The organism is Vreelandella sulfidaeris Esulfide1 (genome assembly GCF_054072535.1).
In genome coordinates, this window is the sequence record NZ_CM133364.1 from 2,981,722 (window position 1) to 2,995,893 (window position 14,172).

Annotated in this window: 13 protein-coding genes; 3 read left to right on the forward strand and 10 right to left on the reverse strand. The window is 53.8% G+C overall.

All coding sequences use genetic code 11. The annotated features are described in order from the left end of the window. Positions 1–89: 89 nt before the first annotated feature. Positions 90–557, reverse strand: a complete 468-nt coding sequence (gene ybaK / locus ACW44H_RS13980; RefSeq protein ID WP_113271114.1) for a Cys-tRNA(Pro) deacylase — start codon at positions 555–557, stop codon at positions 90–92. A gap of 264 nt (positions 558–821) precedes the next feature. Between ybaK and ACW44H_RS13985 the strand changes: the two genes are divergently transcribed. Further along, positions 822–1,007 (forward strand): DUF3008 family protein, encoded by a 186-nt coding sequence (locus tag ACW44H_RS13985; RefSeq protein ID WP_457505138.1) that lies wholly within the window; start codon positions 822–824, stop codon positions 1,005–1,007. A gap of 70 nt (positions 1,008–1,077) precedes the next feature. Here ACW44H_RS13985 and ACW44H_RS13990 read toward each other — a convergent pair whose 3' ends face one another. Together ACW44H_RS13990 and ACW44H_RS13995 are read right to left on the reverse strand one after the other, a co-directional pair. Beyond that, positions 1,078–1,350, reverse strand: coding sequence for a hypothetical protein (locus ACW44H_RS13990; protein WP_457505139.1), 273 nt, complete (start codon positions 1,348–1,350; stop codon positions 1,078–1,080). Between the two features lie 101 nt (positions 1,351–1,451). Beyond that, the gene (locus ACW44H_RS13995; protein WP_457505140.1) at positions 1,452–2,318 is read right to left on the reverse strand and encodes a cation diffusion facilitator family transporter; all 867 of its coding nucleotides are present in this window, start codon (positions 2,316–2,318) and stop codon (positions 1,452–1,454) included. Positions 2,319–2,433: 115 nt separating this feature from the next. Here ACW44H_RS13995 and ACW44H_RS14000 point away from each other — a divergent pair, with 115 nt between their 5' ends. Continuing rightward, positions 2,434–3,303: a LysR family transcriptional regulator gene (locus tag ACW44H_RS14000; RefSeq protein ID WP_113271111.1), complete on the forward strand. Its 870-nt coding sequence runs from the start codon at positions 2,434–2,436 to the stop codon at positions 3,301–3,303. Between the two features lie 195 nt (positions 3,304–3,498). Next, positions 3,499–4,908 (forward strand): PhoH family protein, encoded by a 1,410-nt coding sequence (locus ACW44H_RS14005; RefSeq protein WP_457505142.1) that lies wholly within the window; start codon positions 3,499–3,501, stop codon positions 4,906–4,908. Positions 4,909–4,980: 72 nt separating this feature from the next. On the opposite strand, the gene ACW44H_RS14010 is transcribed toward ACW44H_RS14005, so the two are convergent. The 7 genes from ACW44H_RS14010 to ACW44H_RS14040 all read right to left on the reverse strand — a co-directional run bounded on the left by ACW44H_RS14010 (position 4,981) and on the right by ACW44H_RS14040 (position 14,097). Then, positions 4,981–5,967, reverse strand: a complete 987-nt coding sequence (locus tag ACW44H_RS14010; RefSeq protein ID WP_113271109.1) for a YihY/virulence factor BrkB family protein — start codon at positions 5,965–5,967, stop codon at positions 4,981–4,983. A 72-nt stretch (positions 5,968–6,039) separates the two neighbouring features. Then, positions 6,040–7,806 (reverse strand): proton-conducting transporter transmembrane domain-containing protein, encoded by a 1,767-nt coding sequence (locus tag ACW44H_RS14015; protein ID WP_457505144.1) that lies wholly within the window; start codon positions 7,804–7,806, stop codon positions 6,040–6,042. Next, on the reverse strand, positions 7,803–9,308 hold the full coding sequence (locus tag ACW44H_RS14020) for a complex I subunit 5 family protein (protein WP_457505145.1): 1,506 nt from the start codon (positions 9,306–9,308) through the stop codon (positions 7,803–7,805). The genes ACW44H_RS14015 and ACW44H_RS14020 overlap by 4 nt, the downstream gene beginning before the upstream one ends. Beyond that, on the reverse strand, positions 9,305–10,795 hold the full coding sequence (locus ACW44H_RS14025) for a complex I subunit 5 family protein (protein ID WP_457505146.1): 1,491 nt from the start codon (positions 10,793–10,795) through the stop codon (positions 9,305–9,307). Before ACW44H_RS14025 ends, ACW44H_RS14020 begins: the two co-directional genes overlap by 4 nt. After that, on the reverse strand, positions 10,792–11,472 hold the full coding sequence (locus ACW44H_RS14030; protein WP_447043606.1) for a hydrogenase subunit MbhD domain-containing protein: 681 nt from the start codon (positions 11,470–11,472) through the stop codon (positions 10,792–10,794). Before ACW44H_RS14030 ends, ACW44H_RS14025 begins: the two co-directional genes overlap by 4 nt. A 78-nt stretch (positions 11,473–11,550) precedes the next feature. After that, on the reverse strand, positions 11,551–12,216 hold the full coding sequence (locus ACW44H_RS14035; RefSeq protein ID WP_113271104.1) for an alpha/beta hydrolase: 666 nt from the start codon (positions 12,214–12,216) through the stop codon (positions 11,551–11,553). Positions 12,217–12,327: 111 nt separating this feature from the next. After that, complete coding sequence (locus ACW44H_RS14040) at positions 12,328–14,097, reverse strand: SLC13 family permease (RefSeq protein ID WP_447043605.1); 1,770 nt, start codon at positions 14,095–14,097, stop codon at positions 12,328–12,330. Positions 14,098–14,172 lie beyond the last annotated feature (75 nt).

Consider the following 14,172-nt stretch of genomic DNA (forward strand, 5'->3'; position numbering starts at 1 on the left):
AGCGTGCGCCCCCTGGAGGGCAAGAGACGCACAAACGTTACGGCACCATACCAGAAAGTGCCTCTGCCTGCGCCGCCATCACATCGACATCACGTTGCCAGCGGTACAAAAGTGGCTTGGCTCAGGGTAGCTAGATCCCTAGGCGAGAGCTCGATCTCTAACCCGCGCCGCCCGGCACTGACATAAATATTGGCAAAGCTTGCTGCGGAGTTATCGATAAAGGTCGCCAGACGCCTCTTTTGCCCCAGCGGGCTAACGCCACCCAGCACATAACCGGTAGTGCGCTCTACTTCCGCTGGTTCCGCCATCGTTGCTTTCTTGGCGCCGGCAGCCTTGGCAATCTGCTTTAAACCTAACTGACAATTCACCGGCACAATGCCTACTGCCAAGTGCTTGTCATCCAACTTTACCACTAGGGTTTTAAATACCTGAGGGGCGGCTACGCCCAGTTTCTCCGCCGCTTCCAGGCCATAGGAATGGGCGGCGGCTTCGTGTTCATACTCATGTAGCTGAAAAGCAATTCCTGCGTGTTTGGCGCTATTAATAGCCGGTGTCATGTCGCTCTCTTGGTTGCTGGCATTGTGACTATAGATAGTAACTAAAGATTATCCTGTGCGGCGCACTGAGCCCTTTAGGTTAATAGCGCGACAGGCAAAAGAAAGTCAACCGATTGCAACGGGTGAAAGGTTTGATTGATGCTTCTGGAAAGCTGTGCGCCAGCGACTACGCTAAATAGTACGATGTTCAACAGTACGATGTTCAATAGTGCAATGCTCAATAGCGCAGTCGATAAATGGAAGCTAACCGAAAGGAGTCCAGCGATGCCAGCAAAATCTAAAGCGCAACAGGAAGCAGCGGGTGCGGCACTTTCCGCTAAGCGCGGCGAAACCAAGCCGAGTGAACTTTATGGTTCGTCTAAAGATATGTATGACTCGATGAGCGAGGAGGAGCTAGAAGAGTTCGCGAGTACTACGCGCAAAGGCAAGCCGGAAAAAAAACAGGATTAACTGCCTCTTCGTTTACAAAGACGCCAGCTTAACGAAGCTGGCGTCTTTTTCTGCATTAACTGATTAACGGTTACTGCTTACAAGGCACCACTTTGCGTAGGGTATCTTTCGCCCATAGCGTTTGGTCATCAGGTGTACGGCCGTGTTCGTTCCAACGTTCGACGGTCTCCAGACAGAAAGAACCGACGCTTTCAACCGTTGCATCGTGATTGGCAGGACGTTCACCGCCAATTCGCATCACATCAGGATTATCAGTGGTATAGCGTGGGGCAATGGTAGAACTTGCACAGCCAGCGACCAGTGCGGTCAGCAGCAGTACGGGCAAACAGCGGCGCAATGGCATGTTTTTACAACCCTCAACGTATCAATAGAAATCCGACACCTATTGTCGGTAACGCTAAATAGCACTGCCTTAAACAGCACGTCAATCTTTTTTCTTAAGCTTCAGCCAGCGACGAGCGTCAGGCTGGTGACAGGACGAAGGTTAAGCCGCTTACAGCGTTGCTCCACACTGTCCACAATTTCTTGCGCATCATTAAATTGTTGTTTGTCTAACTGGATATCGACCATCAGGAAACTGCCCACCTGGGCCAGGCGAACATCGTCAGCGGTAACATCAAAATCCGCCACGTCTTCAACGACATCTTGCCTCACGCTCGTGCAAGACCCACCAAACATAAGCTCGCGCAGCGCGCCCTTCACCATACGAATAGGCATAGGCAGGAAATAGCCAGCGATTATCAACACCATGACCGGGTCGGCAAACCGCGCATAGCTTGCCCAGGGAGACTGGGTTAGCAACCAGGTAAAGCCAAACCCCAGCATGACAGCGGCACTCAACCAGGTATCCATCTGCCACTGACGCAATTCGGCTGCCAACAGGGAGGAACGTGCTACACGGGCATAACGAGCCAGCCACCACCAAGTCAACAAGCAGCCTGTCACATTCACCACACCAAACATTAGCGCCAAATCCAGCGTCACTAGACGGCCACCATCAAGCAGGCTCCACAGCGCTGATACCAGCGATACAACACATACCATAGCGATCACCACGCCTTTGAGCAGCACCGCGAGCGGTTCCACTGTCAGCCGCCCAAAGGGGTAGTGATCATCTGCAGGTTTACGCGCCTGCTGAAGCGCAAACAAGGATAACGATGCCAGTACCAGGCTCAACAGCGAATAACCACTGTCAAAAAGAATCGTTATGGAACCGCTGGTCAGCCCTAGCGCTAACCCGGTAAACGCAAACAGGCTGGCTGAAATGGCTGAAAATCTTAGCGCACGGCGCTCGGCTACAAAGGGGGTCACGCGGATAACTCCATCACATTAGACTGATTATGCGCCATAATAGTGGAGAGTTATGACAACCTCGAATCGCTCAGCGCTGAATAAGCTGGCGCTCAAAAAATAAACTGAGACGACTATGCGTGCCGAACAGGTTCAGGCCTTTATTGATGTTACCGAGCATGGCTCCTTTGCCGCCGCTGCCCGACATACAGGCCTCAAGCGGAGCACTCTGAGTGCCGCCGTTAATGCACTGGAAGATAGCCTGGGCGTGGCGTTATTTGAGCGCTCCGGCAACAGTCTGACACTGACCGCCGTAGGTGATAGCGTACTACCGGACTGCTATCGCCTGCTGACCAGCGTTAGCCGTATCAAAAAGCACTGTCACCAGCACCTCCAAGGTGTTGAAAGCCAGCTTGGAATTGCCCGCGATGACGCCTTGCCCGAAGTGTTTTGGCGCCAGGTAATGCATGATTTAAAACAGCAGTTCCCGTTAACGGCTATTTCCGTCTATCTAGTGCCGCCACAGGAACACAGCCAGTTCGTCCAGCGTCACACGGTGGATATTGCCTTTGGGCTTTATACCGCTGAAGGCATCGACGCCAACGCTGCTAACCTTGCCGCTGTCAGTATGCGTTTAGTGGCGGCGCCCCATCACCCGCTTAGCCGTCTTCCCAGCGTTACCCGCGATGACTTAGCCCAATACACCCAAGTATGCTTAACCCATGTGCAGGATGACAAGCTGATTAGTGAAGCGCTGTTTTCAGGCAATTATCTGGGGCTGACAATGTTCGAGGTGATTCGAGATGCTGTGATTAACGCAACCGGCTGGGCGCTGTTGCCTTACCCGCTGGTTAAAGGCGCTCTGGAAGCAGGCACCTTATGCACGCTAAATCACGACCTCGCGTTAGACAGCCACTATTACCGATATGTAGAGAGCGATAACCGCGGCGTGGTGGCCACTGCTCTGTTGAACAAGGTCGCGCACTTTTTGGCAGTGTTGCATTAAGTGGCCCCAGAACAACTGTCACAACGTTGAAATCATTTTATTGGCAAAAACCGCTAAAGCCTTCCACGCTATTAAAAAGTGCTAAATAAGGAGGTGCCAGGACACGCCACGTGAGGAACACAGGCAAGTGTCATCTGGGCGTCATATGCACCTGCCAGTGTCGAAGTTGCCGTCAACCAAGGAGTGATTCCAACGATGGTACGACTCGATAAGAAAGCCACTCGGCTGTATGTATTGGACACAAACGTCCTCATTCATGACCCCGCCGCGCTTTATCACTTTGATGAGCACGATGTTGTTATCCCCATGACGGTGCTGGAGGAGCTTGATAAGCACAAAAATGGTGTTCGTGAAATTGCTCGCACGGCCCGCCAAATAAGCCGTACACTCTCTGACCTTACTAGCCAAGTCACCTTTGATGAAATCCAACGCGGTATTCCCATTCCCCGTATCAGTGGCGAAACAGGACGCCTGCACTTCTTATGCTATAACGACTTAAAACTTTTCGATGCCCTCGATGACAGCCCTGACAACCGCATACTGGCGGAGACCTGCCGCCTTCGCGAAGAGCGTCCCGACGCCTCCGTCATCCTAATCACCAAAGATATTAACCTTCGCGTTAAAGCAGCCGCACTTAAAGTACCGGTTGAGGATTACCTCAACGACCGCGCCTTCTCTGATAGTGATGCAATGATTGAAGGTGCCCAGGTCTACGCCACTGCAGGCCAGGATGGTAAGTCGCTGTGGGAGGCGCTGAATGTTGACGTTACGGTTGAACGCGTTGGCCACCACAACTTCTATCAGCTCACAGGCAATATGCCCCGCCAATGGCACGTTGGCATGCTGGTTTCGGATAGCGAAAACGGTGCCGAGTTCGAGGCAATCATTCGTGAGCTGGGCCCTTCCTCGGCCCGCCTTCAACTACTAACCAACTATCGTCATCACGCAGGTGTTTGGGGCGTCCACGCCCACGACAGCCGGCAAAACTTTACCTTAAACCTACTCATGGACCCTGATATTGATCTGGTGACCATTGCGGGTAATGCAGGGACGGGTAAAACCTTCATGACACTGGCCGCCGCCTTCCAGCAAACGCTGGATGCCAAGCTGTTTGAACGTATTGTGTTTACCCGTGCGCCGATCCCCATGGGTGAAGACATTGGCTTTTTACCCGGCACTGAAGAGGAGAAGATGTCGCCGTGGATGGGTGCCTTCCATGACAATATGGATAACCTGTTGCGCAATGAAGAGGGGGAATCAAGCTGGGACAATGGCGCCACGCGGCAGCTAATTGGTTCGCGGGTGCAGATACGCTCGCCGAGCTTTATGCGTGGTCGTACCCTAAACGACACTTTTTTAATCATTGATGAGGCGCAAAACTTCACCCCCAAACAACTCAAATCGCTGGTTACTCGAGCGGGCCGTAATACCAAAATTGTCTGCCTGGGCAACGTTGGTCAGATCGATACGCCGTACCTAACCGCAAACACCTGCGGCATGGCAGCAGTGGTCGAGCGTTTTCGTGACTGGCCCCACGCGGGGCATATCACTCTGAAGAGCGTAGAGCGCTCACGCTTAGCGTTAGCGGCGGAAGAACTACTTTAACCCCATCATCTCTCACCGCTGGTTTAGGGTGGGAGATAATCTAACGCCATTAAGTATAAAGCTGATGTTGGATTACTCTTTATCGGCGTCTTCCGCTCCGCCTTTCCAATTGCGGGGAGCACCTATGGTATCTGCCGCAAAGGCTTCGCGCTCACCTAATGGGCGCGTTTCCCCAATGGTGGTATCGTTGTAGGTTTGACGCTCCATCTCGCAGTTCACTTCCGCTCCCAGCAGAACCACAAAGGCGGAAAGCCAAAACCAGATCATGAGCGCAACCACGGCGCCCAATGAGCCGTAGAGCTCGCTAAAACTAGAGAAATAACGCACATAAAGCGAAAGCCCACCGGAGCTTAACAACCACATTACCGTTGCCAGTAGCGTGCCATAGCTTAACCAACTCCACTGAGCCGAACGCCGATAAGGCGCGTAGCGGTAAAGCAGCGCGATCAGAACACTCATCAACAATAACAGCGCAGGCCATCTCATCCACTTAAGGACTTGATCCAACGGTGAGGTAATCGCCAAAATGTCGACCAATACCGGCACAATGGCAATGAACCCTAACGAGACCAGGGTCATAAAAATCAAGCCAAAGGTCAGTGCCGTTAATAATATCGTGCGGTAAAGGAGCTTACGTTGTTCGCTTTCGCCATAGACCACGTTGAGGCCGATAACCAACACCCCCACGCCTTTTGAGGCAATATACATGGCTATTAATAGCCCGGCCAGGGCACCAAGAAAGCTACCTGACTTAGCGCTTTCAACCACTTGCTGAGCTTGTTGATCAATCAATTGGGCGGCATCAGGGGGCATAAAGCGACTGATTTCATAGAGTTGCTGACCCGCCTCATAGGGATCAAACAGCAGCCCCCAGAGTGAAATTACCGCCGCTATGGTAGGAAACAGTGCCAACAAGGCATAGAAGGCTACCCCAGCAGCCAGCATGGTAATACGGTCACGACGGGCGGCACGTATCACACGCCAGGAAATATCCTTCCAGCCGCACTTGGGTATTTCGCCGGGTGCCTCTGCATGGCGGCCTCGAGTAGGTTTACGCATAATACCGTCCTGGTAAGTACGTGCCGGGTAAGTACGTGCCTGGCCACTGCTTCGCAAGTAGTCGTATCATCACTAGCCTTCCCACATAAGTAGCGCTGCAAGCAAAATGGCAAGCACCATCATCAAACCACTGGCATGGTGGCGCAACCAGAATTCAGTGGACAATAACCGAGTTAAATGGCCCATAACACCACCTTCAGCCTTACGCGCGGAGGCCACGCTCGCCGCTTTCAGCTTGACACAATACTGGCTAAAAATGCGAATAGGCACCAACGTAGCGCCCACTAAACCTGCATACAGCCACCATAATTCACCAGCAGGCGGTGCTTTTGTATCGAAGGGACGAAGTAACAACCAGCCGAATGTGGCTAAAGCAACACCCGCGGGAAACGGCCAAATAAGCCCCACCCACTCCTTGATAGGTGGCATTGCAATACTGCCCTCAGGAAGCGGAAGCCAAAGTGGTGTCAACAAGGCAGCCAAGATGCCAACCAACCAAGCACCCGACTGGCAACGATTACTCCCCCCTCGTTGTCGCTGCTGCCACTGACGCCAAAGAGCAACGCTTACCAATGCCGCCGTCCCTATGGCCGCCCAACTGAGCCACTTGATCAGGAATTCATGATGCATCTCATAAAGCGGACTTTTAAACCCCCACTTGCTGACCATGCCTGCACCGATGGCACCCGCCAGCGATATACCGGGCAGGGCCAGTAGTGTCCAAATTACTGGCAACGGCCAACGGGGCAGATGCTCACTAATGCTGGTGCCCATAAATAAGGAACCTTTAGCCAGTGCATGATGAGCCGCAAACAATACTATTCCCGGCCAGAGCAATGGCCAAACGTCCGGTGCGACTAATCCCATCGCCACTAGCGCTGTCATCATGCCCATCTGACTGATACTTGAGTAAGCTAAAACAGCTTTGGGATGGCGCTGAAAAACGCCATACAGCGCTGCGGCAAAAGCGGCCACCAGCCCGGCCACTAACATGAAATTACCAAATTGCACTAAAGTATCTGAAATATCTTCGTGGCCTAAGGGCAGCACACTAATCCAGCCCAGTAGTCCCGCCTTGATCATCACCCCGCTAAGCACGGCGCTGGCAGGCGCAGGCGCCACCGGGTGCGCTAACGGCAGCCATACGTGTACGCCGATAACGCCTGCTTTTACGCCAAATCCAATGAATAACAAGGCAGCCATCCACGCACCCTGCTCAGCGTTTAGAATCCCCTCACGTATACCTTGCAACGTAAGCGTGTCGGCCTCACCAGCGGACCATAAAAAGCCGCCTAAAATGAGCCCTTCTCCCACCACGGCTAACACCAAATAGGCCTTGGCCCCTAGCCGAGCTTCTTGTGTCCCGCTGTGCACCACTAAGGCATAGGCGGCGAAGGTCATCAGCGCAAAACCCAAATAGAAGCTGGCGATATCCTGGGCAATAATGAGCAGCACATTGCCCAGCAGCGTTAACGGCCACAGCAGAGATAAGCGCAGCAGGCGCCGTTGTGCATCTTGATCTCCCGTCTGGGCTTGCGCCTGCTCCGCCGTAAAGTAGCCTCGCGCATGTACCGCCGCTAAACTCCAGAGCAATGCAGTAAATGCAAGCCATGGGCGGCTGAGCGAATTTAACGCCCATTCACCGCCCAGCATCCAAGCATCGAGTGTCCACTGCGCTTCACCGCCGTAGGCCAACAACAGTGCTGGCCAAGCAGCGCTTAGCCACAACACTGAAAAGTAGTCGCGCTGTTTAGAGGGCGCCCGGCAGGTGAACCAAACGGCATGGCCAATGACACCTAACGGCCATAAAAGGGCCAGCGTAAGCAGCAGTGTCATCATGGCAGGTACTCCCCGTTGGCTACACGGGCAGCCCAGTCCAAGGGGCTAAAGGGCAGCCCGGCAAAGAGCCCTGCCCCCAAACTTATCAAGGCGGTAAATACCATAGGCAAAAGCAGCCATGCATGCGTTTCGAAACGACCAAGACGCTGCTCTTCAGGCCACTTCCCTTTGCCATGAGAGGGACCTAAGCGGAACCACAAACGGTGCAGGATCGGCAGAAAATAGATAGCGTTGAGCGTACTGCTCGCGACCAATACCACGACAACCCAATACATCTCAGCTTGTATCGCGCCAACCCCGAGATACCACTTAGTAATAAATCCAGCCACGGGAGGGAGGCCAATCATGCCTAACGCACCAATTGTAAACGCGATACTGGTCAACGGCATTCGTTTACCGGCGCCATCCATTTCATCGATGCGATGAATGCCCAGCTCTTCAGCATAGTTGCCTGCACAGAAGAACAACGTGACTTTCATCAAGCCCTGATGCAGCAAATGCGCGAGCGCCCCGACCGTACCAAAAGGGCCAAAGATACCTATACCAAGAATAACGTAGGCGACTTGGCTGACCGTAGAAAACGCCAGGAGTGGTTTCAATTCCTGCTGAGCAATGGCCCTTAGCGAGCCATAAATAATCGTAATAGAGGCTGCCACCGCTAGCCCAGTAATAACGCCCAGTTCAACACTGAGCTCAATACCATAAAGGTCATAAACGACCCGCAGAATTCCAAAGGCCCCTGCTTTAACCACCGCCACTGCATGCAGTAACGCGCTTACCGGGGCAGGCGCCACCATCGCTCTTGGCAACCAGCCTTGCAGCGGAACCATGGCGGCCTTAACCGCAAGCCCACCCACTAATAAGGCGAAAATCAGCGTTAGCAGACCACGATGATCATTAAAATAGTCGCCCAAGCCTTCTTCCGACGAGAATGATTGATCACCGGTCAGGCTATACAACAGCACCGCACCCAGCAGCAGTACCACCCCCGCGCTTAACGTGTAGCGTAAATAAACACGCCCTGCATTAAGAGCTTGCTCCGTACCACGGTGGACCACTAGCGGGTACGTGGAGAGCGTCAACATTTCGTAGAAAACCAGGAAGGTAAACAGATTATCGGCGAGCGCAATGCCGATGGTGCTCGCTACGCACAGGCTAAAAAAACCAAAAAACCGCTTCCGGTTGGCAGAGCCTTCCAAGTAGCCAATGGCATAAATCGTGGTACATAGCCAAAGCAGTGACGATAGCATGGCGAACATCACACCGAGTGCATCGACGCGCAGTACAAAATCAAGCCCCCCAATGACTTGGAAGCTAAAGATATCTTCATGACCCGCAGCGACTCGCCTGACCATCAGGGTGACCAATAGAACTTTAACTACCGCTGCCCCAATGTTAAGAGTCGTGCGCAGCCGCCTGAACTCTTCCGGTAGCGCAAAAATAATCACGGCGACCACTACCGAGGTGGCCAAGGCAGTCAGCGGTAACCACGCGGCATTCATGGGCCACCTCCATGCATCAACCCCAATGGGAAATGCGCTAAAAGACCTAACCCAAAGGCCGTCAAGGCGAGAACCAGTGCGATGAAATCCATACCTGGCATCAAGGGTTGATGGCGATGGCGCGGTGCCGTTTCATCGAAGGAGTAACGAAACATACGAAACACATAGGCCGCTGTTAACAGCGTGCCGATTAATAACGCCGCCACTGCCCACCACTGCTGAGTGATAATCATCGCCTCAAGCAACAGCCACTTAGCAGTAAAACCAGAGCTTGGGGGTAGACCCATTAAGGTAATGGACGCAATGCCGAAGACTAATAGCGAAAGGGGCAAGCGTCGGCTGGTCCCTGCCAACCCCTTAAGGGTGTGCTCCCCCGTTGCTAGTATTAGGTTACCGGCCGCCATAAACATCGCTGCTTTAGCAAAGGCGTGGCCTATTAACTGTAGCCAAAATCCTTCCCAGGCTAAGGCGCGAGGTAGCGGCGCGATATCCGGACCCAGCAGCAGCGGGAAAGCCACCATCAGATAACCCAGCTGAGCCACGGTAGACGAAGCGACCAAGGTTTTAAGCGAGTCGGTACGCCACGCCAATAGACCACCCCATACAATCGCCAGTAGCCCTAACCAGGCAATGATGCGTGGCGCATAGAACGTATCAGGCAGTAGGATGCTCCAGAGCTGCAACAGCATAAACAGCGACGCTTTGATGACCAGCGCCGCATGCAGTGCACTTACCGGCGTCCAGGCGTTCTCGTGCACCGGCGTGAGCCACGCATGCAAGGGGAATAACGCGGCTTTCAAAGCCAGACCAGCGCCTATCATCGCGGCGGCAAACCATGCCACCGGCCCTGGTTCTATTACCTCCGCTAAGCCCTGTAAATCCAACCGGCCCCAGTGGCCTAAAATCAGGGCGACTCCCAGTAAATACGTTAGCGACCCCACCAATGCCAACAGTAAGTAACGCATACCCGCCACTAGCGCAGGCACTTTCCCCGACAGCATTAGCATGCCTACCGCTGCCAGCCCCATCAGCTCTAACGCAGCGTAAAGAGTGAGCAGATCAGTGGCTAGCCAAATTAGTGAAAGCGCACTGATCACGATACCCATCAGTGGCCACAGCCAGCGTGCTAGTGGTGCAGGGTCGGTTAAGCGCAAATGCCCAGGTGTGTAAAGAGCTGCTGCAACACCGATCCCTTGCGTCGTCAGCAGTAACAGCACACTCAGCCCATTTAAGCGTAGCGATAGGAGAACACCGGCTATCTCCCACTGCCAACGCAGTAAGCCCGCCTCACCAAAGGCCGATAGCAGCAGCCAACCAGAGCCCAATATCGGTACGCTGGCGAGCACGACGGGCCAGGCACGCTTCGGTGGAAACAGGGCCGCCAGCAACCCCAGCAACAGAGGTAAAACAAGTGCGGCCACGAGTGCCCAGTGGGTAGTGACCAGTGGCGCAAAGGTGCTATCGAAGAGACCAAAGCGCCAGGTCATGTTGCTTTCTCCTTGGGCTCGCCGTCACGCCCAAGCGCCTCTACCCCCTCCAAACGCAAAAGCTGCCTTATCAATAAAGCGCCCAATAGCGATCCTAACCAGGCGACGAGCAGCCCTACGCTAATCAATGCTTGAGCAGACGCCGAAGTGCCCGCCACGCCAGCCAATAGCATAAACACCGCTGAACCAAGCAAATTAAACGCTAACAAGCGTCTTAGCAGATGGCGGTGTAGCGCAAACGCTGCCAAGGCAGTCGCGGCAATCACCACGCCTGAAAGCAGCAGCGGATGCTCAGAAGGTGAATACACCATGTCGGCTATTACATAGCGAATCGCCGCGCCGACCATGACAAACCAAGCCATCGCCAATAACACACGCATGGCCACGCGCGACCTATGCTCGCTAAATTTATCGTGTTTTAACGGGGCTGACGTATCAGGCGAAACATGACCCAGGGCATAAAAAAAGCAGGGCCCTGTCAGCCCGACACCTAGAACCAGCTCAACAGCTGCCAGCCAAGGCGCGCCCAGTTGCCACCATGCCAACGACATGGCAATAGCAAACGCGACGAAGAAGCAGCAGGCGCGGACTAGGTGACGGTCAAACAGGCAAACCAACGCCGACCCCGTTAGGAACAGCGCCAACAGCACTTCTATCGCATTAAAGGAAGCTATCATTCGTTTCGCTACATCCTTGCATCGGGCACGAATAGGCGCTTACGGAGCCTGCATTGTAGGTGGTTCAAAGGTCAAACGTTAGCTTAAGCGAGTACTTAGCCACTTACCAATATCGTTAATCTGCTGCGGGCAAAGGGCATGTGCCATTGGGTATTGGCGATAATTGACTGCGTAGCCCATTGCTTTTAAACGATCGGCGCCGCTGCGACCCAGGCTCTCAGGCACGATGGGGTCAAAGTTACCGTGCTGGACTTCCACCGGGATCTGGCGATTGGCTTCCGCGAGATCAATATTGTCTGCCGTGGCGAAGTACGTCGACATGGCCAACAAGCCCCCCAACGGTGCAGGGAACGTGAGCGCTGCTTGATAGGCGACAGCACCACCTTGCGAAAAGCCCGCCACAATAATGCGCTGGCTATCAATGCCCTGATCAATCTGTTCCTGAATCAGCGCTTGGATGCGCTCAGCAGATTTCTTAAGTTGATTCTCATCAACGCGACGCCCTAAATCCATGGCTAAAATATCGTACCAAGCGGGCATGACCATACCGCCATTTATCGTTACTGGCAGACGTGGCGCATGGGGCATGATAAAGCGCACATGCGCTTCTTTGGGTAACGCTAACGCGGGTACCAGCGGTTCAAAATCGTGTCCGTCCGCACCTAAGCCATGAATGATAAACACACACGCATCGGCGGGTTGACCATCTTTCGGCTCAATAACCAGTTCGCCAGGAGCAGTCATGACATCGTATTCCTTATTCAAAAAGCGTCACCCTAGCGCAAACACGTGTTAACAGCGAGGGGCAGCACGATTTAAAAGGGCCATAACCTGGTTAAAAGGGCCATAGTACGTTTAAAAAGGCCAGATCAGGGGAATCAAGAATAGCGCTATCGCACCGGTCAATATATTTAAGCCACTGCCAAGGCGCAGAAAATCGCCCATGCGATAACCTCCTGGGCCGTAAACCATTAAGTTGGTTTGATAGCCGATGGGGGTTAAAAAGCTTGCTGAGGCAGCAAACATTATCGCCACGACATAGGGCATCGGGCTTACCCCCAAGCTTTCTGCAGCACTCATTACAATCGGAAAAATAATCACGGCTGCGGCATTATTAGTCACTAACTCTGTGAGCAGCGCGACCACGCCGTAGGTGCCTATCAATAACAGCAGCGGATTGCCCGCCACGAAGGTTAGCGCCCCGCTGCCCATCACTTCAGCGGCGCCAGAGCTTTGCAGCGCAGCCCCCACACCAAACGATGCCGCAATCGTTAATAACACTTGGGTATCCAGCCCACGTTTAGCAGCACCTACCGAACAACACCCCGTTAAAAGCGCTAGCGCCGCCCCTAACATAGCGGCGTTAAGCATGCTCAGCACGCCTAAGGCGGCGAGTAACACGGCGCCAAACAGCAGGCCCCATGCTAGCGGGGCTTTTTCATGGATCGGACGGGCTGCGCCATTGAGCTCACTAATCAACAAGAAGTCACGCGACTGGCGGTGCCGCTCAATAAACGGTGGCCGAGCTTCGAGCAGAAGTACATCGGCGGGTTGTAGCCGCACCTGGCCTAGATTTCCTTTGACGCGTTCGCCGCCACGGCAGATCGCCAGCACCGCTGCGCCATACAAGGTTCTGAAGTGGCCATCCCGTATTCGCTGGCCAATAAATTGGCATTGGTTAGACACCACCGCTTCGACCAAGCGGCGCTCTTTAAACTCTTTTTCTAAACTGGAAGTGTCATCTCGCGATGGTATCAAACCGCGAATTTGCTGCAACTCCACGGCAGCATCGCTGGTGCCCGTGAACACCAACCGGTCGCCCCCTTTGAGTTGCTCGCCAGGCCCCACCACACTGACCACGTTACCCGCCCGCTCTATTTCAACGAGAAACAGTTCCTGCAAGTGACGCAGGCCCGCTTCTTCTACGGTGCGGTCTACCAGTACACCCGTCGGATCGACTTCCATTTCGATAGTGAACTCGCGGGGATTGGCAAACGCACTGGCCACCCCTTTCCTGGCAGGCAGTAGACGCGGCCCTAGCAATAGAAGGTAGCCGAGCCCAGCTAGCGCCACGGGAATACCTACCCAGGCCAAATCCAGCAGGCCCATACCCAGCGCAGGGTAGCGCTCAAGCAGTAAGCCATGAACCACCAAGTTGGTGCTGGTACCAAACAGGGTGATGGTGCCACCCAGAATAGAGGCAAAACTAAGCGGCATCAGCAACCGCTGGGGAGACAAGCGCAGCCGCCGACTCCAGCTCATTACCGCAGGAATATAAGTAGCGACTACCGGCGTATTATTAACGAAGCCACTCAGCAACGCCACGGGTAATAGCAGACGCGCCAGCGCACCTCTTTCGCTGTTAGGGCGGCCCAGCACATAGCGAATAATTAGATCGATACCGCCGGTTTCGCGGATACCGGCTACCAGTACATACATAAAGGCAACGGTGAAGAGACCGCTATTGGAAAATCCACCTAGCGCCTGCTGTGGGTCAATCACGCCCAGCGTCATCAGTAAAATAACCGCGCCCAGCAGGATAATATCCGGCCCCAGCCGTGAAAAGGCCATTAACGGAAAGACAGTAAGCACCACCCCTACCGCTATCCAAGCATCCAGCGACATAAACACGACATCCTTAATAAATAAGCATGACGGTATTGTGAAGCCAATCTCATATTCTAAAAAGTTATTTTTAGA

What these genes read in the sequence shown, in the direction of transcription:
- ybaK (WP_113271114.1), bottom strand. Translation starts at nt 557, where the DNA reads ATGACACCGGCTATTAATAGCGCCAAACACGCAGGAATTGCTTTTCAG.
- ACW44H_RS13985 (WP_457505138.1), top strand. Translation starts at nt 822, where the DNA reads ATGCCAGCAAAATCTAAAGCGCAACAGGAAGCAGCGGGTGCGGCACTT.
- ACW44H_RS13990 (WP_457505139.1), bottom strand. Translation starts at nt 1,350, where the DNA reads ATGCCATTGCGCCGCTGTTTGCCCGTACTGCTGCTGACCGCACTGGTC.
- ACW44H_RS14000 (WP_113271111.1), top strand. Translation starts at nt 2,434, where the DNA reads ATGCGTGCCGAACAGGTTCAGGCCTTTATTGATGTTACCGAGCATGGC.
- ACW44H_RS14005 (WP_457505142.1), top strand. Translation starts at nt 3,499, where the DNA reads ATGGTACGACTCGATAAGAAAGCCACTCGGCTGTATGTATTGGACACA.
- ACW44H_RS14010 (WP_113271109.1), bottom strand. Translation starts at nt 5,967, where the DNA reads ATGCGTAAACCTACTCGAGGCCGCCATGCAGAGGCACCCGGCGAAATA.
- ACW44H_RS14015 (WP_457505144.1), bottom strand. Translation starts at nt 7,806, where the DNA reads ATGATGACACTGCTGCTTACGCTGGCCCTTTTATGGCCGTTAGGTGTC.
- ACW44H_RS14020 (WP_457505145.1), bottom strand. Translation starts at nt 9,308, where the DNA reads ATGAATGCCGCGTGGTTACCGCTGACTGCCTTGGCCACCTCGGTAGTG.
- ACW44H_RS14025 (WP_457505146.1), bottom strand. Translation starts at nt 10,795, where the DNA reads ATGACCTGGCGCTTTGGTCTCTTCGATAGCACCTTTGCGCCACTGGTC.
- ACW44H_RS14030 (WP_447043606.1), bottom strand. Translation starts at nt 11,472, where the DNA reads ATGATAGCTTCCTTTAATGCGATAGAAGTGCTGTTGGCGCTGTTCCTA.
- ACW44H_RS14035 (WP_113271104.1), bottom strand. Translation starts at nt 12,216, where the DNA reads ATGACTGCTCCTGGCGAACTGGTTATTGAGCCGAAAGATGGTCAACCC.
- ACW44H_RS14040 (WP_447043605.1), bottom strand. Translation starts at nt 14,097, where the DNA reads ATGTCGCTGGATGCTTGGATAGCGGTAGGGGTGGTGCTTACTGTCTTT.